The sequence below is a fragment of the Bifidobacterium angulatum DSM 20098 = JCM 7096 genome (assembly GCF_001025155.1).
GTDB classification, from domain to species: domain Bacteria; phylum Actinomycetota; class Actinomycetes; order Actinomycetales; family Bifidobacteriaceae; genus Bifidobacterium; species Bifidobacterium angulatum.
On record NZ_AP012322.1, the window covers coordinates 146032 to 167708 of the forward strand.

Genomic DNA, 21677 nt, shown 5'->3' on the forward strand with positions numbered 1-21677 from the left:
TGATATGAAACAAGGCTAGGAACCACATGATTCCTAGCCTTGTACTTGGTAGCGGGGCATGGATTTGAACCATGGACCTCTGGGTTATGAGCCCAGCGAGCTACCGAGCTGCTCCACCCCGCGACGGCTTGTCTTTTTGACAGCTCAATCAACCATAAGCGATACATAAAATATGTCAACTATCGGCGTGTCGTGAATATCATCGGGGGGAATTGGCCGCTTGCGCTGCATAATAAGAACCATGCCTATCAAGATCCCCAGTGGCCTTCCGGCCAGAGCCATCCTCGATTCTGAGCGTATCTTCGCTCTGGAAAAACCTGAAGCGGAGTGTCAGCGCGTTCGTCCGCTCAAACTGGTGATCCTGAATCTTATGCCGAAGAAGATCGAGACCGAGACACAGCTGCTCAGGCTCATCTCCAAGAGCCCGTTGCAGGTGGAGATCGACTTCATGAAGACCTCCACCCACGAGGCGACGCATGTGTCTGCCGATCATCTGGTGAAGTTCTACGAGACGCTTGACGCGTTGAAGGACAACTATTACGACGGTTTTGTGGTGACGGGCGCCCCGGTGGAGCATATGCCGTTCGAGCAGGTCGATTACTGGGAGGAGTTCCAGCGGATTCTCGATTGGGCGTCCACGCACGTGTTTTCCACCATGTACCTGTGCTGGGGCGCGATGGGTGCGCTGTACCAGCGGTATGGCGTGCATAAGGTGGATCTGCCCGAGAAGATCTTCGGTGTGTTCCCCCAGTACCTGCAGGACGAGTATTGCTTCCTGACCAATGGGTTCGACGAGATCGCATTGCAACCGCATTCCCGTCTTGCGGGCGTGGATGAGGGCGATGTGCGTGCCAATCCCGATCTGCAGATTCTGACGTGGGGGCCGGAATCGGGTCCGGGGCTGATCGCCACGCGTGATTTTTCCGAGGTATTCGCATTGGGGCATTGGGAATACGGCAAGATGACGCTTGCCGAGGAATATGAGCGTGACATGGCCAAGGGTATGACCAACGTGCCGTTCCCGAAGAACTACTTCCCCCATGACGATCCGAAGCTCGAGCCGTTGTTCGCCTGGCGCGCGCATGCGAATCTGCTGTGGCGCAACTGGCTGAATTGGGTGTATCAGACCACGCCGTACGATCTGACGGAGGTGCCGGAGCTGAGGGCCCATAAGCGGTTGGGTACGGATAGGTCCATTCGCCATGAACCGGCCGGCCCGCGTTCCGACGATTTCGCTCCGTTCCTTACCGATGGGTATGGTGTGATTTCCTCAAGGTGACGCTTCAAAGTGCATGCATTGTTTGGCGAATATGCGGCAGTCGTTGATGAGGCGGTTGCCGCATAGTTGTTGTGCGCCCCTGTACGCTGATTCCCGGTGAAGCCCGCATATTGATTATGTTTGAGTCCACATTTCAAGACGGAAATTTCTTCATGCGGACACATAGTGGACATTTCGGTCGGCAGCGAAATGTGATAGAAAACGTTGTCACGTCAAGCTTGTTAAGGCTAACACGGAATATGGGATTGTCAATCCGCTGTATTTTCCCTCGTGTCGAAACGCCGAACGAATCCGCACAAAACTGCGGTTTGCGGTTGTCGTTGTTGCGTTCGTCTAGAAGGCGGCGAATAATCTTCACCTAGCCATTCGAGATTGAATGCCGATGCGGCAGTTCAGCCCCTCGATTTGCGCCCCGCCGACATGAGCCTGCGAGCCCAAACCGAGATGGACGGAGATGTTACCGGGAGGTCACATTTACCGGTTGTTTAGGGATAGACTGGCAGCAGACATGAAGAAGTAGGAGGCGCGAGAATGCACGAGACACTTTTGTCCGGGCTCACACTTGCTGCGAGCGGGCCGGAGATCCCCTCCGTCGATGAATTCCTTCCCCCGGAGATTCTCTTCCAAGGTACCCCGTTCGCCATGAACCGCATCATTCTGGTGCGTGTGATTATGACGGTCATCATGCTGATCGTACTTGGCGTGAGTGCCGCAAAAGCGAAGCTCATCCCCGGTCGTTGGCAGGGATTCATCGAGTGGGGCATTGAATATGTGCGCGACAAGATCGTGTACGAAGTAATGGGCGAGACGCGAGGCAAGCGTTACGTCCCGATGATCACCACGTTGTTCTTCACGATTCTGCTGTTCAACATCTGCGGCATTATCCCGGGCATGAACATCGCCGCCACCGCGACGATCATGATGCCGTTGGCGTTCGCGTTGTGGACCTTCGTGCAGTATTGGCGCACCGCCTGCCGTGAGCAGGGCTTCTTCACCTACCTGAAGAAGGAATGCATCCCCCAGGGCGTTCCGGCACCGGTGCTGATCATCGCAATCCCGATCCAGCTGCTTGACGTCGTCGTCATCCGCCCGGTCTCCCTGACGGTCCGACTCTTCGCCAACATGCTTGCCGGCCACATCATCGTGGCGTTGTGCTTTTCCGCAACACAGTTCTTCCTGATCGAAGCGCACAACTGGATGGCCGCATTCGGCGCGGCAACCTTCCTGTTCGGCTTCATCATGACGTTGTTCGAAGGCTTCGTGGCATATCTGCAAGCGTTCATCTTCGCCACGTTGTCCACCGTGTACATCAACCTCAGCTATCCCGAGGACTGACGTACAACAGTAAGATTTGTAATTCGTTACTTGCGAATTCAGTTAGAAAGGAATCAACCCATGGATATCATCACGCTCGCTGAGGTTTCCGGCAATCTGAGCGCCATCGGCTACGGCCTCGCGGCCATCGGCCCTGGTATCGGCGTCGGCATTGTATTCGGCAAGGCCATTGAATCCACCGCCCGCCAGCCTGAGCTTAGCGGCAAGATCCAGACCCTGATGTGGATCGGCTTCGGCCTTATCGAGTTCCTTGCCCTGCTGGGTATCGTCGCTGGCTTCATCTTCGCCTGATCTCAAGGAACCGGTAATACAACGAACGAAGTGAAAGGAGGCGGATATGGAGACATTGGCTGAAAGTGGAATCATGCTGTTCGTCCCGAAGATGTACGACATCGTCTGGTCGGCCATCATTCTCGTCATCGTCGCCCTGTTCTTCTACAAGTTCTTCCTGCCTAAGTTCCAGGCCGTGTTCGATGAACGTGCCGCGAAGATCGAAGGCGGCATCGCCAAGGCCGAGCAGGCCCAGAAGGATGCCGATGCAGCCAAGGCCAAGTACGAGGCTCAGCTGAGCAACGCACGCGTCGAGGCTTCCAAGATCCGTGATGATGCACGTACCGAGGCATCGCACATCGTTGCCGATGCGCGTTCCCGTGCGGAAGCGGATGCCAACCAGATCACCGCTAGCGCTCAGCGTGCCATCGCATCGCAGCAGCAGCAGGCTCTGGTCTCGCTGAAGGGCGAGGTCGGTGCTCTGGCAACGGCTCTGGCAGGCAAGATCCTGGGCAGTGAGCTGCAGGACGAGAAGGTGCAGTCCTCCATGATCGATCAGATGATCGACAGCATGGATTCGGACAAGCAGTGATATCAGGCAGAGAGAAAGGCAGGTGACATCATGCGAGGAGAAGCATCTCGTATTGCGGATCGCGAATCGCGTGATTTGCTGGCATCCAAGCTGCGTGATACCCGTGAGGATGCATGGCGCATCGGCAATGAGCTGTTCGTCATCACCTCGCTGCTCGACGGTAACGTTCGCATCGAGCGTGCGCTGACCGATGTGTCACGACCCCTTGAAGACAAGGTTGCGGTTCTGAACACCCTGTTGGGCGATCAGGTGCATCCGATGACGATGGAGATCATGACCGAGGTCGTCAAGCGCCGTTGGAGTCGCGCCGCCGACATCGCGAATGCGGTCGAGGACTTTGGCGTAGACGCCATGATGTATTACGCGGACGCCACCGACAGCACGCTGCAGGTGTCCATCGAACTGGCCGAGCTGCACTCCGCGCTGCTGAATACGCCGGTGGTGCGCGCCAAGCTCTACGACGAGACCGTGCCCAGCGAGGCCCGAGTCAAGTTCTTCCATGAACTGTTCGACGGCAAAGGGCTGAACAAGGTCACGATGCGTCTGGCCGAACACGCCACGGAGAATCTGCGCAGGCGTCGTTACCTGGAAACCATTCAGTGGCTGATCAACAAGCTTTCCCGTCATATGGGCGAGTCGATGGTCATCGTGACTACGGCCACGCCGCTGAAGCAGGAACAGATCGACAAGCTCATCGCAGTGTATTCCAAGAAGATCGGGCGTGCGGTCCACATCAATTCCGTGGTCGACCCGTCCGTGCTTGGCGGCATGCGCGTACAGGTGGGCGACGAAGTCACGGATAACACCGTGGTGGCGCAGCTGGAGAACTTGCAGCGCAGCGTAAAAGCCGTATCCTGAACGGCCGGAAACGCTGAACAAACAGATTTTTACACAACAATAAAGGAGAGATCATGGCAGAACTTACCATTGATCCTGCCTCGGTGCGCAAGGCGCTTGACGATTTCGTCCAAGCGTACAAGCCGACCGACACCCCCACTCAGGAAGTGGGCTATGTCGCGACGGCCGGCGACGGCATTGCGCACGTGACAGGTCTGCCTGGTTGCATGGCCAACGAGCTGCTGACCTTCGAGGACGGCACGCAGGGCCTGGCGTTCAACCTTGATGCTCGCGAAATCGGTGTGGTTATCCTCGGTGATTTCGCTGGTATCGAGGAAGGCCAGGAAGTGCGTCGTACCGGCGAAGTGCTCTCCGTGCCCGTAGGCGATGGCTACCTTGGTCGCGTCGTTGATCCGCTGGGTCGTCCTATCGATGGCATGGGCGAGATCAAGATCGAAGGCCGCCGTATTCTGGAAGCCCAGGCTCCGGACGTTATGCATCGTCACCCGGTTGACGAGCCTATGTCCACCGGCCTGAAGGCCATCGACGCAATGACGCCAATCGGCCGCGGCCAGCGCCAGCTCATCATCGGCGACCGCCAGACCGGTAAGACCGCTATCGCAATCGATACGATCATCAATCAGAAGGCCAATTGGGAATCCGGCGACCCGAAGAAGCAGGTCCGCTGCATCTACGTGGCCATCGGACAGAAGGGCTCCACCATCGCATCGGTGAAGCAGTCCCTCGAAGAGTCCGGTGCCATGGAGTACACCACCATCGTGGCCTCCCCGGCATCCGATTCCGCAGGCTTCAAGTACATTGCTCCGTACACCGGTTCCGCTATCGGACAGCACTGGATGTACCACGGCAAGCACGTCCTGATCGTCTTCGACGACCTGTCGAAGCAGGCCGAGGCCTACCGTTCGATCTCTCTGCTGCTCCGTCGCCCGCCGGGGCGTGAAGCGTACCCGGGTGACGTCTTCTACCTGCACTCCCGTCTGCTGGAGCGCTGCGCCAAGGTTTCCGATGACCTCGGCGGTGGTTCGATGACCGGTCTGCCGATCGTCGAAACCAAGGCGAACGACGTGTCCGCGTACATTCCGACCAACGTGATTTCCATCACCGACGGTCAGATCTTCCTGCAGTCCGATCTGTTCAACGCCAACCAGCGTCCTGCAGTGGACGTCGGTATCTCCGTCTCCCGAGTCGGTGGCGCAGCGCAGACCAAGGCACTGAAGAAGGTCTCCGGCACGCTGAAGATCTCCCTGGCCCAGTACCGTTCGCTGGAATCCTTCGCCATGTTCGCCTCCGATCTGGATGCGGCTTCCAAGGCCCAGCTGAACCGTGGCGCGCACCTGACCGAGCTGCTCAAGCAGCCGCAGTTCTCGCCGTACTCCATGGAACAGGAAGTGGCCTCCGTGTGGGCCGGCACCCATGGCAAGATCGATGATCTGCCGCTGAGCGACGTGCTGCCGTTCGAAAAGGGCATGCTGGACTACCTGGAGCACAACACCGACATTCTTAAGACCATCCGCGAAACGGGTGACTTCACCGCCGATACCGAGGCCGCTCTCGACAAGGCAGTGGACGAGTTCCGCGCAACCTTCGTGACCAGCGAAGGCAAGCCGTTGGTCGAGAAGAAGCCCGATACGGAGCATGCCGCCCCGATCGAGCAGGAAAAGATCGTCGCGGGAGAGAAGTGATCCATGGGCTCGCAACTCGCATTGAAATCTAGGATCGCCTCCACCAGCTCGTTGGAGAAGATCTTCAACGCGCAGGAGATGATCGCGTCTTCGCACATCGCCAAGGCGCGTGATGTCGCCTTGAACGCGAAGCCGTATAGCGATGCGATTTCCGACGCCGTGCAAGCTCTGGTACAGCATACCCATATCGATCATCCGATTGTGAAGAAACGCGAGAACGGCACTCGAGTGGCCGTTCTCGCCCTCACCTCGGATCGTGGTATGGCAGGTGCCTACACCTCCTCGATCATCCGCGAAACGGAATCACTGCTGGCCCGCCTCGATGAGCAGGGCAAGCAGACGGAACTGTACGTGTATGGTCGTCGCGGAGTGTCGTACTACAAGTATCGCAATCGCGATATTGCAGGTACGTGGGAAGGCAATACCGACAAGCCCGGCGTTGAAGTCGCCGAAGCGATCTCGAACGCACTGATCGACGCGTATATGAAGCCTGATGAGGAGGGCGGGGTTTCCGAGCTCTACATCGTCTTCACCGAATTCGTCAACATGGTGGTGCAGAAGGTGCGCGTGCTGCGCATGCTGCCGGTCGAGGTTGTTGCTGATCCGAGCAAGGTCAACAACGACCTGAACGCCGAAGCCAGCCCGCTGTATTCGTTCGAACCGAGCGTGGACGAAGTGCTGGACGCGATTCTGCCGAAGTACATTCAGTCGCGCATCCACGAATGCCTGCTTACCGCAGCCGCATCCGAGACGGCAAACCGACAGAATGCCATGCACACGGCGACCGAAAACGCCCGCAGCCTGATCGACGATCTGACGCGTAAGCTCAACGCTTCCCGCCAGGCTTCGATTACCCAGGAACTTACCGAAATCATCGGCAGCGCCGACGCGCTGAATAAGAAGGAAGAGTAGGAACGCATATGGCTGAGAACCAGACTGCAGAAGCTACTGAGCCGATCGCCGGACGCGTTACGCGTATCCAGGGTTCGGTTATCGATGTTGAATTCCCGGTTGGCCATCTGCCCGACATCTACAACGCGTTGACCGTTGAGCTGTCCGACATGGGCACCAAGGAGGAAGGCGAAGGCGGCAGCCACACGATTCCGCTGGAAGTCGAGCAGCACCTCGGCGATTCCACCATTCGTGCAGTCGCCCTGAAGCCGACCGACGGTCTTGTCCGTGGTGCCGCAGTGCACGATACCGGCAAGCCGATCTCCGTGCCGGTCGGCGACGTGACCAAGGGCCATGTCTTCGACGTGTCCGGCAACATCCTCAACAAGAAGCCGGACGAGACCATTACCATCACCGAACGTTGGCCTATCCACCGCAATCCGCCGGCATTCGACCAGCTGGAGTCCAAGACCCAGATGTTCGAAACCGGTGTGAAGGTCATCGATCTGCTCACCCCGTACGTACAGGGCGGCAAGATCGGTCTGTTCGGCGGCGCAGGCGTCGGCAAGACCGTGCTGATCCAGGAAATGATTCAGCGCGTGGCTCAGAACCACGGCGGTGTGTCCGTGTTCGCAGGCGTCGGCGAGCGTACCCGTGAGGGTAACGATCTGATCGGCGAAATGGACGAGGCCGGCGTGCTTGAGAAGACCGCACTGGTCTTCGGCCAGATGGATGAGCAGCCGGGTACCCGTTTGCGTGTTCCGCTGACCGCACTGACCATGGCCGAATACTTCCGTGACGTGCAGAACCAGGACGTGCTGCTGTTCATCGACAACATCTTCCGCTTCACCCAGGCGGGCTCCGAGGTGTCGACTCTGCTGGGCCGTATGCCTTCCGCCGTGGGCTACCAGCCGAACCTGGCCGATGAGATGGGCGCCCTGCAGGAGCGCATCACCTCCACGCGAGGCCACTCCATCACCTCGCTGCAGGCCATCTACGTGCCGGCCGATGATTACACCGACCCGGCTCCGGCAACCACCTTCGCCCACCTCGACGCGACCACCGAGCTTTCTCGTGAAATCGCCTCGAAGGGCATCTACCCGGCAGTGGACCCGCTGAGCTCCACCTCGCGAATCCTTGATCCGCGTTACGTGGGCCAGGCTCACTACGAGTGCGCCAACCGTGTCAAGGCGATTCTGCAGCGCAACAAGGAGCTGCAGGACATCATCGCCCTGATCGGTATCGACGAGCTGAGCGAAGAGGACAAGACCACCGTGAACCGTGCTCGTCGTATCGAGCAGTTCCTCGGCCAGAACTTCTACGTGGCCGAAAAGTTCACCGGTCGTCCGGGCTCCTACGTGCCGGCCGACGAGACCATCGAAGCCTTCACCCGCATCTGCGACGGCGTGTACGACAACGTGCCCGAGCAGGCCTTCTCCGGCATCGGCGGCATCGAGGATCTCGAGCGCAAGTGGCACGACATGCAGAAGGAATATGGTGACTGATGAGTGAGAAAGCCACGATGCAGGTGAACATCGTCTGCGCCGAACACCCGGTGTGGAGCGGCGAGGCGTTGCAGGTCACCATTCCCGCTTCCGGCGGTCAGATGGGTATTCTGCCTAATCATGAGCCTGTGCTCACGCTGATTAAGCAGGGTAAGCTTGCCGTGGTTGAGAAGGATGGTTCCCGTCGCGAAATCGAAGTTGCGGACGGATTCATCTCCTTCGATTCGAACAAGCTCACCGTTGCGGTCGAAGATGCCGGTACGTTGAAGCGTGCCGAGGTCGAAAGCGCAGAATAACCGCACTGGCGATACGTCGACGATCAGACGATCAGCGGTGATGAGTCGACGACTATCGTTTCCCGATGGGGCGGCACTCTACATGGGTGCCGCCCCATTCTTGTATTTTCCACATGCCCTGGGTTGGTTGCGACTGCCGGTCATGGTGTTGTGGCAGTTTCCACCGGTTGCCGTCGGTGCCTTCTGATGACCGCCGGCATAGCCCTGAGCCGTCGATGGGGCGATTGGCCGGAAGATTGGACCCATGCGCTAGGGTGGGCTCTTATGCGAATTCTGGTTGCCGATTGCTCCGCCGAATATTCCGGCCGTCTTAATGCCTCATTGCCGCTTGCCAAACGCGTGCTGCTGGTCAAGGCCGATAACAGTCTGCTGATCTTCTCCGAACTCGGGTCATACAAGCCGCTCAACTGGATGGCGGCACCTTGCACGCTCAAAGACATCACCCCGCCCGACGCGGACGATGATGCGGATACGCCTGCCCCCGAGAAGGTGCTGCGCGTCGCCTCCGCCAAGTCCTCCGACGTGCTGGAAGTCACCTTGCAGCACATCTATTCCGATGAAACCTATGACTTGGGCGAGGACCCAGGATTGATCAAGGATGGCGTCGAAGACCACCTGCAGCAGTACCTGGCCGAGCAGATCGAACGCATCGGCAAAGGGGCGAAGCTGGTGCGCCGCGAATACCCGACCGCCATCGGTCCGGTGGACATCATGGCCATCGATGCGAACGGCGAGCACGTCGCCATCGAGATCAAACGGCATGGCGGCATCGACGGCGTGGAGCAGCTTACACGCTATTGCGAGTTGCTGAACCGTGACCCGCTGCTCACACCCGTGCACGGCATCTTCGCCGCGCAGACCATCACCCCGCAGGCCCGCGTGCTTGCCGAGGACCGCGGATTCCGCTGCCTGATTCTCGACTATGAGGAGATGAAGGGTGTGGAGGACGATTCGCTGCGCCTGTTCTAGCGTTTCCTCAAACTACCGATGGTGAGCACCCCATGAGCGACGGTAGTTTGAGGAAATGGTTATCTGAGGGGTAATGCGGCTTTCAGGCTGCGGATACTGGTACAGATACAAGTGGGATGTGGGATAGTGGCATAAAATGGGGTCTTCCCAGCTCACATTGAACCGGGAAGACCCACTCGTTGTAATGTGCCATTGGGCTCGCCGTCACATGGCGTAACGGTACATCAGTACGCGGCGAGAATATCGACCACGAACACCAGCGTGGAATTCGCCGGAATCGAGCCGGAAGCCTTATTGCCGTAGCCCTTGTCGGGCGGGATCACCAGCAGTACCTGCGAGCCGACCGTCTGACCGATCAGGCCATCCTTCCAGCCTTGGATGATCTGCCCGGACGATGAGACGTCGGCGTCGAACGTCGTGTTCTTATCCCACGAGGAATCGAACTGCTTGCCGTCGGTCGTCCAACCGGTGTACTTCACCACGGCGGTCATGGAATTCGTGATCTTCGTGCCCTTGCCCTTGATGAGCGTCTGGGTGATCTGCTTGTCGACCGAGCCCTGACCGTTCATATCGATGGACGGCTTGCCGTTCTTGCCCAGCGTCACCTTTGGCAGACTCGCCGGAACATCGGTGACCTGGTCGCCTTCGGCACGGGTGAGATCCTTTGACTTGGATACGAGCGTGTAGACGAGGATGTACGAGGTGTTTGCGGAATTGCTGTCGTTGATGCCGAATGCGATGGAGGTGTTGAGCTTCTGCCCGATCATCGCCTTGTACGGTTCGATCTGCTTGAGGTTCGAGTCGGACAGCAGGATGGAGCAGTCGGGGGTGTTCTTCTCCCATGAGCTCATGAGTTCGGAACCGTCCTTGACGTTTATCGCAATGCCTTGGGCGCACACGCGGTCGCCCTTCTGGATGGTGGCGCCATCGCCCTTCTGCAGCACTGCGTAGGTGTTGTTCTGCACCGTCATCGGGGTCTTGAACGTGACCTTCGGTTTCTCTCCGAGCTTACCGGTGGCGGTGATGCCGGCGATCTGGTCCATATTGACCGTCTGCTTGCTGGATTCCTTGGATGAGGACGATGATGAGGATGAATTGTTGGAACAACCCGCGAGTGTGGCGCACATGGCCAGCGCGCATCCGGCCGCCAAGGCGGAGCGGAGCAGCGTGGTGATCTTCTGTGAATGCATGATATACCACTGTAGCCGGAAACCTTGATTTTCCGGCGATGACGCCCTTTGCTAGAATGGCTGGGTTATGAGTTTTTTAAAGCGGACAAACGAATCCGAGGTCGAAGCCATGGATAACGAGCCAAACGCTGAGAAGAAAGCGCGTCGTCATGCGGTATTGATGCGCGGTGTGGTAACACCGATTCTGGGACTGCTCGCTGTTGCGGCCATCGGACTTGGCATTATGAATGCCACGGAATGGAAGCCCAGTCGTACGATTACGGCGCAAACGCAGGTTTCCGGCAGTCGTTATGTGGTGACGGATCCCGGTGTGGCCGGCCTAGTGGATAGCGATGTGAGGGTGAAGGTGCTGTCTGGCGGATCGGGGAAGGTCTGCGTTGCCGCCGCCTCCGCCAAGGATGCCGCCGGATGGTTGTCCGGTGAACGCTATGTGCGCCTGACTGGTCTTGATGATTGGCAGACGCTGGGTACGGAGAAGGCCGGCTCGTCGTCAGGGCAGAATGCCGGAACGTCGCAGGACGGCACTGTGGAAGGCGTCGATTTCAAGGATTCCGACATGTGGCATGCCGTGACATGCGACACGAAGAGCGTTGAGTTCGAAAGCAATGTGAAGAACGATTCGACGGTTCTGCTTGTTGATTTGGGCGAGAAGCAGAATGCGGATATCTCGTTCACCTGGACGCGTAAGACGCTGCCTGATTTTGCTACGCCGTTCTATTTCGTTGGCGGTTTGCTGGCTGTGGGGGCGGTGCTGACCGCTTCCGTGTTCGCCATGCCTCCGCATCGCCGCCGTCATCGCATGGTGATGGGTACTGCCGGGCAGCTTGACGAGCATACCGATCAGCAGGCTGAGGAGCCGGTCGAGGAGGTGTCCATCCGTGAGGCGCTGACCGGCAGCATGAGCAGTCTTGCCGCCGCGTTCAAGCCGAGCAAGCGTGGCGGGCGCCGTCATGCCGCTGCGGCCGGGGAGGATGTTGAGCAGCCGACAGTAATCGATCCGTCCGCTCGTAATCTGGTGGCTGATGCAGCCGGTGCTGCCGCGGATGATGACGATATGTCCGTCGGCGAGGAGACTTCGGTTATTTCCGCGGACGAATTGCAGGCGTATTTCGCGCGATTGGCTCAGGAGTCCGACGAATCCTTCGGTATTGCCGAGGATGGCGATGCTGCCGATACGGGTATCACTGATACGGATGCCGCCGACGTGGCTGATTCCGCCGGTGAAGTGCATGATGATTCCGCTGATGCTGATGCTGATGCTGATGCTGACGCTGACGCGGAGAACGAGCCTGTTGAATCCGCCGATCCAGTTGAATCGGACGATACCGCTGAATCCGACGAATCGGACAACACCGATGAACGTGATGATCCGAACGACGATAGCGAAGCGGATACCAACGCCGAATCGGACGAGTCGCATACGGCCGATGCGGTTGACGATGCAGTCGAGGCCGCTGATGCTGATGCCGATGCATCGAATGAGGAAGTGGCTGACGACCAGCCCGACGATGCGTCCGATAACCAGCCCGATGATTCCGAAGCGGAGCCGGTTGAAGAATCCGCCGACGATTCGCCCCAATCCGAACAATCGTCCGAACAATCTGATGACGAAACCGAAGACGGAGCCGACGAAGACGATCATGCCGCCGAGCAGTCCGCCGAGGAGGAATCCTGATGAAGAAACGTACCGTTACCAAAGCCGCGGCATTACTGGTCAGCGCCGGCATGCTGGTCTCCCTCGCAGCGTGTGAAGGCCAGGTGCCGCAAGCCACGTCAAGCCAGTCGTCCGAACAGTCCTCGCCTGATCTGACCACCACCCAGGAACACGCGATTCGCAACAAGATCCTTGACGTGATCGACGCGGCCGACGCGGCACAAAGCGCCGACGGCCTCAGCGAACGCGTCACTGGCCCACAGCTCGACATCCGTTCCAGCGAACTGACCATCGCCAAGGCCACCGGTAGCATGCCGGCCAAGGCTACGATTCCGCGCAAGATCACGCAGACCGTCATCCCCGTTAACGACGGCTGGCCCCGCACCGTGTTCACCATCACCACCACCACCGACGACCAGCAGTCCAAAAGGCTGCTGGTACTGACCCAGGACTCGGCGCGTGACAACTACAAGCTGTGGGGCGTCGCACGACTGTTCCAAGGCGCGAAACTGCCTAAGTTCGAAGTGCCCAAGCTGGGCAGCGAAATGGGCACCGCCAAAGACGCCAAACTGGTGGCGACCCCCGCCGAAGCGGTCAGCGAATACTGCGATCTGCTGAACAAGGGCGATGCCAGCGCCTACAAGAAGAAGATCGCCGACGACATGTTCCGCAGCGATCTGGAGAAGCTTTCCGCCACGGTGCAGCAAGGCATGGAGGCTAACAAGGGCACGCAGCAGCAGGTCTTCACCGTGCCGAAGGACCAGATCAAGATCATGCGTTCGGCGGCGGATGGCGGCGACCTGGTCGTGGCGCGCATCGATTCCACATGGACCAGGCAGGCCGGTGAAGGGCGTGAATCATTGCCTGCCTCCGACGAGGAAAAAGCGTTGTTCGGCAACGGCAAGGCCACCAGCACCATGAAGGTCACCTATGTGAACGTGGTCGCGTTGTGGATTCCCGCAGCGGGTTCGAATCAGCAGATCGTCGCCGTGGGCGCCGAACGCCAGCCCATCAAAGTGGAGGCGATATAAGCCATCCCATGCCGTGCGCACGGCATTCGCATGCCGCCGCTAGCACACATGGGGCTTGCAGCACGGCGAATTTTGCGTAGCACGAAATCGTTGCTGGTACTTATAGTTAAGCCAGCAACGATTTTTGTTTTCGGGAGGGCAGATGGCAGGTCAGCAGCAGTTCAATCCAGGAGTTTCGTTGGCGGGCGCGGTCGATCTGGAAGCGTTGAAGCACCAGGTCAAAGCCGAGCCGGGGCAGGCCGGTGGCGCTCCGGCGGCAAGCGGCTATGTGATCGACACCACGGAGAACACGTTCCAGGCGATGGTGCAGACCTCGACCACGTTCCCGATCCTCTTGTTCCTGTGGATTCCGACCGATGACCGTCTGTTCCCCATGGCCCGTGCGCTCGCCAACGCGGTGAACGCGATGAACGGTCAGATTCAGCTGTCGCGTATCGATATCGCATCCAACCCGTCCATCGCCCAGGCATTGCAGGTGCAGGGCGCCCCAGCACTGTTCGCGTTGATCGGCGGTCGACCGATGCCGTTATTGCAGGGCCTGCCCAGCGACGAGGAAATGCAGCAGATCACCGAACAGGTGCTGCCGAAGATCGTGGCCATGGCCCAGCAGGCCGGCGTAAACGGCACGGCGCCATATTCTGGCGATCCGGATGCCGATGGCGCGCAGGGCGAAGGTGCCGCGAATCCGGCTTCCGTGGTGCCACCGGAACATCAGGAGGCGTATCAGCTGGCGCAGGCCGGCGACTATGCCGGTGCCGCGGCGGCGTATGCGCAGGTGCTTGAAGCCGATCCGAATGATGCGCTCGCGGCCCGTGAACGTGCCAAGGCGCTGCTGTTGGCGCGTTCCGCCACCGCCGACGTGCGTGATGTGCGCACCGCCGCGGCCGATCGCCCCGACGATGTGGAAGCGCAGCTTGCCGTGGCCGATATCGATATGATCGGCGGTCAGATTCAGGATGCGTTCGACCGTCTGCTGGACTTCGTGGCTGCCGGGCATAAGACGGATATCGAACCGGTTCGCCAGCGCTTGCTGGAATACTTCGCCATTCCCGAGGCTGGCGATCCGCGTCTGGTTGCGGCTCGTCGCCGTCTCGCCACGCTGATGTACTGACGGCTGATGTACTGACGGCAAAGTCGCAGGAACCGGCATATCGACAGCGGGCGGAGCGTAATGCTTCCGCCCACTGTCGTCTCTATATCTGTATGGGCATATGGGCGCTATCCGAATGGTGGGCTCTGCGGAGATGAGGCAGACGTGGTACTGATGCCGAAGCCGGTTGCGTCTGTCTAGTCGCCGATTCTGTTCGTGCCGAACACCTGTTGGAAGCTGGGGCCCTTCTCGCTCAGCTCGGCCTCGAACTCGCCCGCCCACCTGCTGAACGGTCTTGCGGCCAGGCTTTCGTTGCTGAACCGTGGCTGGTCGGTGACTTCGGTCAGGCAGAATTTCGGAATCGTCAGGTTCGTCACCGGCCCGCTGCGCGCGGCCTCCGCCACGATAAGCGGTGCATTCGTCGCGCCGAACACGTCCACGTTCCAGCCGTCCTCGGCGATCCACACGGAATAGCGGTTCTTGATGACCGTATCGCCGCCGCGCGTGATCAATTCCGCGGCGATGCGGGTATCGATTTCCATCTCCTTCTCATACCGTGTTCCCAGCGATGCCGGCCCCTTCACCGTCACATACGCGTGGGAGAACTCGTCACGGTAGTCGTGCAGCACATCGATGGGGTAGGTGTCGCAATCCATGGTGAGGCTGATGCTGTTGGAAGTGAGTCGCACGCGCAGCACGTAGTTGCCGGAATGCACGTAATAGCTTTGGATGACGAGCTTTGGGGGATTATCTCTGCGATATTCGGCGGGCAGCGCATGGCAGAAGAAGCGCCGCTCGTATTGGAAATCATTCGTTGGCTCGGACATAATTCAAGTCTAGACGGTTTTGTTGCGAGCAATGCGGCGATTATGGCGTTATATGGCGCAATGCGCGCGGTGCCGTGTCCGTGGCGGAGGTTTTCGTTCAGATGGTGTAGAGTGGGGGAGTTGCTTGGGTTTGTAGCTCAGTGGATAGAGCGTCTGTCTCCGGAACAGAAGGTCGTGGGTTCGATCCCCATCAAGCCCACCGGTAGGGTTCCAGCCATTCGGCTGGAGCCCTTTTTCATGCGCGAGGTCCTGCAGGCGTGTGCACGATATGCGTGCGGCTCCGCAGCGGCCGGATTGCGGTCAGGGATGGCACGCGTGCGAGGGGAGCAAGTAGACTGCTGGGAAAGACGGACGGCATTGATTGCCGGACGAAGCTTACGGCACGCGTGCACAGGCGCATGCCCCGAATCGCAAGGAGCGTACAATGAACGAATCTCTTGAAGCAGTGGCAACCACCCAGGCGCCGGCCGCATTGGGCGCATACAGTCAGGGCGTGAAGGCGAACGGCTTCGTATTCGTCTCCGGCCAGCTGGGCATCGACCCGTCCACCGGCGAACTGGCCGGTGCGACCGCAGGCGAGCAGGCGGCGCAGGCGCTGAAGAACATCAAGAACATCCTCGATGCCGCAGGCAGCAGCCTCGACAAGGTCGTTCGCGCCACCATCTACATGAAGAACGTCGATGATTTCCACGAGGTCGACACCGTGTACGCTCAGACCTTCACCGGTTCCGTCAAGCCTGCCCGTGTGGCCTTCGGCGGCAACAACATTCCGAAGGGTGCGCTCGTCGAGATCGACGCCATCGCCGTGCAGTGACGATTGCGATGATCGCAGCACAGTGACATTGGTCCCGGTTTCGTCCGGGTCTAATCCGTCTGGCCCCGTGTGAAGTTGATTCCCACGGGGCTTTTGCGTGCCGCCACAGGTGCACGATAATCCGAATACTGCCCCATGCGAGGGCTTCGCGTACCCGCATACCGTATAGTTGCCCCTTGGATGCGCGTGCCGGAACGGTCGCATCCATCACAGCATCGCGGGCAAGGAGCATATACGAATGACCGTGCAATCGGACAATGAACGCAGACGGCCTGAAACGGCGGGGGAGTCAAGCGTGACGGAAACAATGGAATCCGCGCAAACGACGGGAACCGCGGGAACGGAAGTAACGGACGAGCAGGGCGGCCTTGAACGCAAGATGAGCGCCCGCCACCTGACCATGATCTCCCTGGGCGGCGTAATCGGCACAGGCCTGTTCCTCAGCTCCGGCTACACCATTCACCAAGCCGGGCCATTCGGTGCGATCCTCGCCTACGGCATCGGCTCGCTGCTCGTATATTTCATCATGCTGAGCTTGGGCGAGTTGTCTGTGGCCATGCCCTACGCCGGTAGCTTCCACCTGTACGCCAAACGATTCATCGGCCCCGGCACCGCGTTCACCATCGCCGTGCTCTACTGGCTGAACTGGGCTGTGGCGCTCGCCTCCGAATTCACCGCGGCGGGCCTGCTCATGCAACGATGGTTCCCCGATTCTCCCGCATGGATATGGTCTGCGGTGTTCATCGTCGTGGTGTTCCTGCTCAATATTCTTTCCGTACGCTTGTACGGTGAATCGGAATTCTGGTTCGCCAGCATCAAGGTGATTGCCATCATCGCGTTCATCGTGGTCGGCCTGTTCGCAATCTTCGGCATCATCCCCATCAAGGGCTACAGCCATGCGCCGCTTTTCGGCAACTTCGTTTCCGAAGGCTTGCTGCCGAACGGCATCATCCCGATCTTCTCCACCCTGCTCACCGTGGTGTTCGCCTTCTCCGGCACCGAAGTCGTGGGCGTGGCCGCGGGCGAAACCAAGGACCCGCAGAAGGCCATCCCCAAGGCCGTGCACACCACCGTGCTGCGTCTGGCCATCTTCTTCATCGGTTCCATCGCTGTGATGTCCGCGCTCATCCCGTGGCAGAAAGCCGGCGTCGACACCAGCCCGTTCGTGCTCGTCTTCCAGTCCATCGGCATGCCGTTCGCCGGCGACATCATGAACTTCGTGGTGCTCACCGCAGTGCTGTCCGCCGCGAACTCCGGCCTGTACGTGTGCTCGCGCATGGTCTGGTCGCTCGCCAAGGAGCATATGATCCCGTCCGCGCTCGCCAAAACCAATTTCCATGGCGTGCCGGTGTTCGCCGTGCTGTTCAGCATGGCAGGCAGCCTGCTCGCCCTGCTGTCGTCCGTGGTGGCCGCGTCGACCGTGTATCTTGCGCTGGTCGCCGTGTCCGGCTTGGCCACGCTCGTGGTGTGGGCGTCGGTATCCGTATGCCATATGCTCTTCCGCAAGCGTTGGATCAGTGAAGGTCATAGCGTGAGTGAACTGCGCTACAAGGCTCCCGGCTACCCGTTCGTGCCGATCGCCGCGATTGTGATGTGCGTCGGTGCGCTGGTGCTCGTGGTGCTCGACCCGTCGCAGCGTTCGACCCTGCTGTACATGATTCCGTTCGTCGCGTTGTGTTACGTGGCCTACTACGCTTCCGAAGCGTGGCGTCGCCGCAGGAACGGCAAGCGCTGAACCTGCGCTGAATCTCACCGCCGGATCGGCACAACCCGCGTAATCCGTGATTTCACCCCTCCCTTTCCCTCCACTCGGGCGTATGTTCCACGCCTTGAAGCGAAGCGGAATCGGAGGGGTGATTCTGTCTGCGCGCTCGGTAGACTTGGAGGAATGAGTCCAGAAGCGCTTAGTGAACTGATTTTCAACATCGTCAACGACCTTGTGAACGAAGGCAAGGCCGGTACGTTAACCGCAGATCTTATCCCCCCGCAGGCCAAGTTCGCCGTGATGCGTCCGAAGGACCGCGCGCACGGCGATTGGGCATCCAACGCCGCCATGCAGCTGGCCAAGAAGGCCGGCATGAAGCCGCGTGACTTCGCCGAACTGTTCGCCGCCGAACTTGTCAAGGCTGACGGCATCAAGTCCGTCGAGGTGGCCGGCCCCGGCTTCATCAACATCGTGCTCGACTCCGCTTCTGCCGCAGCCGTGGTGGATGCCGTGCTCGAAGCCGGCAGCGCCTACGGCAAGAACGATCACCTCGGTGGCGAAACCCTGAACCTCGAATTCGTCTCCGCCAACCCGACCGGTCCGATCCATATCGGCGGCACCCGTTGGGCCGCAGTCGGCGACTCCATGGCCCGCGTGCTTGAAGCCAACGGCGCCAAAGTGGTGCGCGAATACTACTTCAACGATCACGGCGAGCAGATCAACCGTTTCGCCAAGTCCCTCGTGGCCGCCGCACATGGCGAAACCACGCCGATCGACGGCTACAAGGGCGCCTACATCGACGAGATCGCACAGCGTGTGATCGACGAGGCCACGGCGGACGGTGTTGACATTCTGAACCTGCCGCGCGTGGACGGCGGCTCCGACGAGAACGGCGAGCCTCTGGGCGAGGGCGATTCCGAACAGCGCGAAGAGTTCCGCAAGCGCGCCGTGCCGATGATGTTCGACGAGATCCAGAAGTCCATGAAGAACTTCCGCGTCAACTTCGACGTGTGGTTCCACGAGAACAGCCTGTACTCCGATGGCGAAGTCGACAAGGCCATCGCCGATCTGCGTGAACGCGGCGACATCTTCGAAAAGGACGGCGCCACCTGGTTCGCCTCCACCAAGCATGGCGACGACAAGGACCGCGTGATCATCAAATCCGACGGCAACTACGCATACTTCGCCGCCGACATCGCCTACTACCGCAACAAGCGCCACCGCGAGGTCAACCCGGCCGACGTGGCCATCTACATGCTTGGCGCCGACCATCACGGCTACATCGGCCGCATGATGGCCATGTGCGAGGCGTTCGGCGACAAGCCGGGCGAGAACATGCAGATCCTCATCGGCCAGCTGGTCAACGTGATGAAGGACGGCAAGGCCGTGCGCATGTCGAAGCGCGCCGGCAACGTCGTCACCATCGACGATCTGACCGACGCCATCGGCGTGGATGCCTCCCGCTACTCGCTGGCACGCACCGACTACAACTCCCCGGTCGACATCGACCTGAACCTGCTGGCCTCGCATTCCAACGAGAACCCGGTGTACTACGTGCAGTATGCGCACGCACGCTCCTGCAACGTGGATCGCAATGCCGCAACCGCCGGCATCACCTACGAAGGCGCCGACCTGAGCCTGCTCGACACCCCGGCGGACGGCGAAGTGCTCGCCGCACTGGCACAGTGGCCCGCCCTGCTTCGCGAAGCAGGCGACCTGCGTGCCCCGCACCGCGTGGCGCATTATCTGGAGGATCTTGCCGCCACCTACCACAAGTGGTACAACGTCGAACGCGTGGTGCCGATGGAACTCACCGATCCGGAAGCGCGCGGCGAGGAGGCGGAAGCACTGCGCATCGCCAAGGCTCCGGAACCGGCACGCGCCGCCGCACGACTCAAACTCAACGATGCCGTCAAAACCGTCATCGCCGAAGGCCTCGACCTGCTCGGCTGCGCCGCTCCGGAAAAGATGTGATCACGTATGGCAGTCACCCCGATCTGGCCTGAAGCCAGCGCCATCAACGAAAACGGCGAAATCACCTTCCATGGGCGCACCGCGGAAAGCCTGCTCGGCGAGTTCGGCTCGCCGCTGTACCTCATCGACACCGACGAAGTGCGTCAACGCGCCGAACGATTCGTCCGCGCCGCGGCCAGCGCCTTCGACAACACCGTCACCCATGTGAGCTTCGCCGGCAAAGCGTTCCTCAGCAAGGAGATCTGCCGCATCGTCACCGGCGCGGGCATGCTCATCGACACCTGCTCCATGGGCGAGATGCGCATCGCGCTCGCAGCCGGTGTACCCGGTCGCAGGCTGGTGCTGCACGGCAACAACAAATCCGATGAGGAGATCGCGCTCGCCATCGAACAGGGCTTTGCCAAAATCGTCATCGACGAGCCGAACGAGCCGGCGCGCATCGCGCAGATCGCACGCAAGATGGGCAAGCGCGCCCGCGTCATGCTGCGCGTAACCTCCGGTATCCACGCCGGTGGCCACGAGTTCATCTCCACCGCGCACGAGGATCAGAAGTTTGGCGTCTCGCTGCTTCCGGCCGGTGCCGACACCTCCAAACTCGACGTGCTGGACGATCTGACCGATGTCACGCCGGCAGGCTCCAACGCGCGTCTTGCCGATAATGGCGGCGCCGCGAAGAACGATGGCGCAGGCACGGAACGCCAGCTGCAGTACGACATCAAATACCCGTACGACCTAAGCCACGAGAAGGTATCCGAAGGCGATCGCAAGCTTGCCGATGCCATGACCATGGTGGCGGACGGCCCGGCGCTCGCCGTGCTCAAGGAGATCTACCGGCATCAGGATGTGCTCGAACTGGTCGGCGTGCATTCGCATATCGGCTCCAACATCCACGATGCCGACGCGTTCATCCAGGCCGCCAAGCGCATGATGCTGCTGCGTAAGACCTTCTATGCCACCGATGCCTATACATTGCCGGAAGTCGATCTGGGCGGCGGGTACTCCGTGGCCTACACCGATGGCGAGGATTCGATGGACATTGATGCGGAGCTTGGCCGTCTGTCCCAGGCCGTGTCGTCCATCAACCGTGCGCTTGGCATGCCGGCGCCGGTCATCTCCTTCGAGCCCGGGCGTTGGATTGTGGCTCCTGCGGGGGTGACGCTGTACCGCGTCGGCACCGTCAAGCCGGTCCAGTTGAGCGGCGACGCCACAGACAAGGCCGGCAACCCGGTCACCGAACGCGTGTATGTGTCCGTCGACGGTGGCATGAGCGACAACATCCGTCCGGCGCTGTACGGTGCCGATTACGCGGTGAAACTGGCGAATCGCAAGGGTTCCGATGAGACCAAGCTCTCCCGTGTGGTGGGTATGCACTGCGAATCCGGCGACATCATCGTGCACGAATGCCAGCTTCCCGCCGATATCAAGCGTGGCGATGTGCTCGCCGTGCCGGTTACCGGCGCATACGGCCGCACCATGGCCAGCAACTACAATCAGGCGTTGATCCCGGCGGTTGTGGGCGTATCCGAGGCGGGTGCGCATGTGATGATCCGTCGTCAGACCATCGACGACCTGCTGGGCTGGGACGTCAGCGAATAACGGCAGGTCTGCGAGCCGTTGTATCCCCTTCGCGGGCTGTTGCGGCATGCTGCGAACAACGTGGCGATAGACAAAGGCCGTCGTGCTGCTCCGATTCGTGGAACGGCACGGCGGTCTCG

Annotated in this window: 19 protein-coding genes and 2 tRNA genes; 18 read left to right on the plus strand and 3 right to left on the minus strand. The window is 60.0% G+C overall.

Features of this window, described 5'->3' with window-relative positions:
• Positions 1–46 precede the first annotated feature (46 nt).
• Positions 47–123: transfer RNA gene (locus BBAG_RS00540), tRNA-Met, on the minus strand.
• Between the two features lie 118 nt (positions 124–241).
• On the opposite strand from BBAG_RS00540, the gene BBAG_RS00545 reads away from it, so the two are divergent.
• The 10 genes from BBAG_RS00545 to nucS all read left to right on the plus strand — a co-directional run bounded on the left by BBAG_RS00545 (position 242) and on the right by nucS (position 9677).
• Positions 242–1279, plus strand: coding sequence for a homoserine O-succinyltransferase (locus tag BBAG_RS00545; RefSeq protein WP_003825485.1), 1038 nt, complete (start codon positions 242–244; stop codon positions 1277–1279).
• Positions 1280–1810: 531 nt separating this feature from the next.
• Complete coding sequence (gene atpB / locus BBAG_RS00550; protein ID WP_003825486.1) at positions 1811–2614, plus strand: F0F1 ATP synthase subunit A; 804 nt, start codon at positions 1811–1813, stop codon at positions 2612–2614.
• Positions 2615–2674: 60 nt separating this feature from the next.
• Complete coding sequence (gene atpE, locus BBAG_RS00555; RefSeq protein WP_003825487.1) at positions 2675–2905, plus strand: ATP synthase F0 subunit C; 231 nt, start codon at positions 2675–2677, stop codon at positions 2903–2905.
• Between the two features lie 46 nt (positions 2906–2951).
• Positions 2952–3476 carry a F0F1 ATP synthase subunit B gene (locus tag BBAG_RS00560; RefSeq protein WP_003825489.1) on the plus strand — a complete coding sequence of 175 codons (525 nt, stop codon included), beginning with the start codon at positions 2952–2954 and terminating at the stop codon, positions 3474–3476.
• A 30-nt stretch (positions 3477–3506) separates the two neighbouring features.
• Positions 3507–4334 carry a F0F1 ATP synthase subunit delta gene (locus BBAG_RS00565; RefSeq protein WP_003825491.1) on the plus strand — a complete coding sequence of 276 codons (828 nt, stop codon included), beginning with the start codon at positions 3507–3509 and terminating at the stop codon, positions 4332–4334.
• A gap of 53 nt (positions 4335–4387) precedes the next feature.
• Positions 4388–6016, plus strand: a complete 1629-nt coding sequence (gene atpA, locus BBAG_RS00570) for a F0F1 ATP synthase subunit alpha (protein ID WP_003825493.1) — start codon at positions 4388–4390, stop codon at positions 6014–6016.
• A 3-nt stretch (positions 6017–6019) separates the two neighbouring features.
• Complete coding sequence (locus BBAG_RS00575) at positions 6020–6928, plus strand: F0F1 ATP synthase subunit gamma (protein ID WP_003825495.1); 909 nt, start codon at positions 6020–6022, stop codon at positions 6926–6928.
• 8 nt (positions 6929–6936) lie between these two features.
• Positions 6937–8412, plus strand: a complete 1476-nt coding sequence (gene atpD, locus BBAG_RS00580; protein WP_003825496.1) for a F0F1 ATP synthase subunit beta — start codon at positions 6937–6939, stop codon at positions 8410–8412.
• Positions 8412–8708: a F0F1 ATP synthase subunit epsilon gene (locus tag BBAG_RS00585; protein ID WP_003825497.1), complete on the plus strand. Its 297-nt coding sequence runs from the start codon at positions 8412–8414 to the stop codon at positions 8706–8708. The genes atpD and BBAG_RS00585 overlap by 1 nt, the downstream gene beginning before the upstream one ends.
• 264 nt (positions 8709–8972) lie before the next feature.
• Positions 8973–9677, plus strand: coding sequence for an endonuclease NucS (nucS, locus tag BBAG_RS00590; RefSeq protein WP_033509113.1), 705 nt, complete (start codon positions 8973–8975; stop codon positions 9675–9677).
• A gap of 224 nt (positions 9678–9901) precedes the next feature.
• Here nucS and BBAG_RS00595 read toward each other — a convergent pair whose 3' ends face one another.
• Positions 9902–10867 carry an FKBP-type peptidyl-prolyl cis-trans isomerase gene (locus BBAG_RS00595; protein ID WP_033509111.1) on the minus strand — a complete coding sequence of 322 codons (966 nt, stop codon included), beginning with the start codon at positions 10865–10867 and terminating at the stop codon, positions 9902–9904.
• A gap of 67 nt (positions 10868–10934) precedes the next feature.
• Between BBAG_RS00595 and BBAG_RS08685 the strand changes: the two genes are divergently transcribed.
• From BBAG_RS08685 to BBAG_RS00610, 3 genes are all read left to right on the plus strand, one after another.
• Positions 10935–12542 (plus strand): ICP22 family protein, encoded by a 1608-nt coding sequence (locus tag BBAG_RS08685; protein ID WP_003825503.1) that lies wholly within the window; start codon positions 10935–10937, stop codon positions 12540–12542.
• On the plus strand, positions 12542–13552 hold the full coding sequence (locus tag BBAG_RS00605) for a hypothetical protein (RefSeq protein WP_003825506.1): 1011 nt from the start codon (positions 12542–12544) through the stop codon (positions 13550–13552). The genes BBAG_RS08685 and BBAG_RS00605 overlap by 1 nt, the downstream gene beginning before the upstream one ends.
• A gap of 142 nt (positions 13553–13694) precedes the next feature.
• Complete coding sequence (locus BBAG_RS00610; protein ID WP_003825507.1) at positions 13695–14663, plus strand: co-chaperone YbbN; 969 nt, start codon at positions 13695–13697, stop codon at positions 14661–14663.
• A 176-nt stretch (positions 14664–14839) separates the two neighbouring features.
• Here the strand turns inward: BBAG_RS00610 and BBAG_RS00615 are convergent, their stop codons facing one another.
• The gene (locus tag BBAG_RS00615) at positions 14840–15469 is read right to left on the minus strand and encodes a CYTH domain-containing protein (protein WP_003825510.1); all 630 of its coding nucleotides are present in this window, start codon (positions 15467–15469) and stop codon (positions 14840–14842) included.
• A gap of 126 nt (positions 15470–15595) precedes the next feature.
• Here BBAG_RS00615 and BBAG_RS00620 point away from each other — a divergent pair.
• From BBAG_RS00620 to BBAG_RS00640, 5 genes are all read left to right on the plus strand, one after another.
• Positions 15596–15668: transfer RNA gene (locus BBAG_RS00620), tRNA-Arg, on the plus strand.
• Positions 15669–15893: 225 nt separating this feature from the next.
• A complete protein-coding gene (locus BBAG_RS00625; RefSeq protein ID WP_003825511.1) occupies positions 15894–16283 on the plus strand; it encodes a Rid family detoxifying hydrolase in 390 nt (129 codons plus the stop codon).
• Positions 16284–16590: 307 nt separating this feature from the next.
• Entirely contained in the window at positions 16591–18018 is a 1428-nt protein-coding gene (locus tag BBAG_RS00630) for an amino acid permease (RefSeq protein WP_033509132.1), read from the plus strand.
• Positions 18019–18171: 153 nt separating this feature from the next.
• Positions 18172–19962, plus strand: a complete 1791-nt coding sequence (gene argS / locus BBAG_RS00635) for an arginine--tRNA ligase (RefSeq protein WP_003825516.1) — start codon at positions 18172–18174, stop codon at positions 19960–19962.
• Between the two features lie 6 nt (positions 19963–19968).
• The gene (locus BBAG_RS00640; protein WP_047750022.1) at positions 19969–21558 is read left to right on the plus strand and encodes a diaminopimelate decarboxylase family protein; all 1590 of its coding nucleotides are present in this window, start codon (positions 19969–19971) and stop codon (positions 21556–21558) included.
• Positions 21559–21677: the final 119 nt, after the last annotated feature.

Coding starts and splice junctions, on each gene's coding strand:
- BBAG_RS00625 (WP_003825511.1), top strand. CDS start 15,894: ATGAACGAATCTCTTGAAGCAGTGGCAACCACCCAGGCGCCGGCCGCA.
- BBAG_RS00615 (WP_003825510.1), bottom strand. CDS start 15,469: ATGTCCGAGCCAACGAATGATTTCCAATACGAGCGGCGCTTCTTCTGC.
- BBAG_RS00545 (WP_003825485.1), top strand. CDS start 242: ATGCCTATCAAGATCCCCAGTGGCCTTCCGGCCAGAGCCATCCTCGAT.
- BBAG_RS08685 (WP_003825503.1), top strand. CDS start 10,935: ATGAGTTTTTTAAAGCGGACAAACGAATCCGAGGTCGAAGCCATGGAT.
- nucS (WP_033509113.1), top strand. CDS start 8,973: ATGCGAATTCTGGTTGCCGATTGCTCCGCCGAATATTCCGGCCGTCTT.
- BBAG_RS00595 (WP_033509111.1), bottom strand. CDS start 10,867: ATGCATTCACAGAAGATCACCACGCTGCTCCGCTCCGCCTTGGCGGCC.
- BBAG_RS00565 (WP_003825491.1), top strand. CDS start 3,507: ATGCGAGGAGAAGCATCTCGTATTGCGGATCGCGAATCGCGTGATTTG.
- atpB (WP_003825486.1), top strand. CDS start 1,811: ATGCACGAGACACTTTTGTCCGGGCTCACACTTGCTGCGAGCGGGCCG.
- BBAG_RS00575 (WP_003825495.1), top strand. CDS start 6,020: ATGGGCTCGCAACTCGCATTGAAATCTAGGATCGCCTCCACCAGCTCG.
- atpE (WP_003825487.1), top strand. CDS start 2,675: ATGGATATCATCACGCTCGCTGAGGTTTCCGGCAATCTGAGCGCCATC.
- BBAG_RS00640 (WP_047750022.1), top strand. CDS start 19,969: ATGGCAGTCACCCCGATCTGGCCTGAAGCCAGCGCCATCAACGAAAAC.
- BBAG_RS00605 (WP_003825506.1), top strand. CDS start 12,542: ATGAAGAAACGTACCGTTACCAAAGCCGCGGCATTACTGGTCAGCGCC.
- BBAG_RS00630 (WP_033509132.1), top strand. CDS start 16,591: ATGGAATCCGCGCAAACGACGGGAACCGCGGGAACGGAAGTAACGGAC.
- BBAG_RS00610 (WP_003825507.1), top strand. CDS start 13,695: ATGGCAGGTCAGCAGCAGTTCAATCCAGGAGTTTCGTTGGCGGGCGCG.
- BBAG_RS00585 (WP_003825497.1), top strand. CDS start 8,412: ATGAGTGAGAAAGCCACGATGCAGGTGAACATCGTCTGCGCCGAACAC.
- atpA (WP_003825493.1), top strand. CDS start 4,388: ATGGCAGAACTTACCATTGATCCTGCCTCGGTGCGCAAGGCGCTTGAC.
- argS (WP_003825516.1), top strand. CDS start 18,172: ATGAGTCCAGAAGCGCTTAGTGAACTGATTTTCAACATCGTCAACGAC.
- BBAG_RS00560 (WP_003825489.1), top strand. CDS start 2,952: ATGGAGACATTGGCTGAAAGTGGAATCATGCTGTTCGTCCCGAAGATG.
- atpD (WP_003825496.1), top strand. CDS start 6,937: ATGGCTGAGAACCAGACTGCAGAAGCTACTGAGCCGATCGCCGGACGC.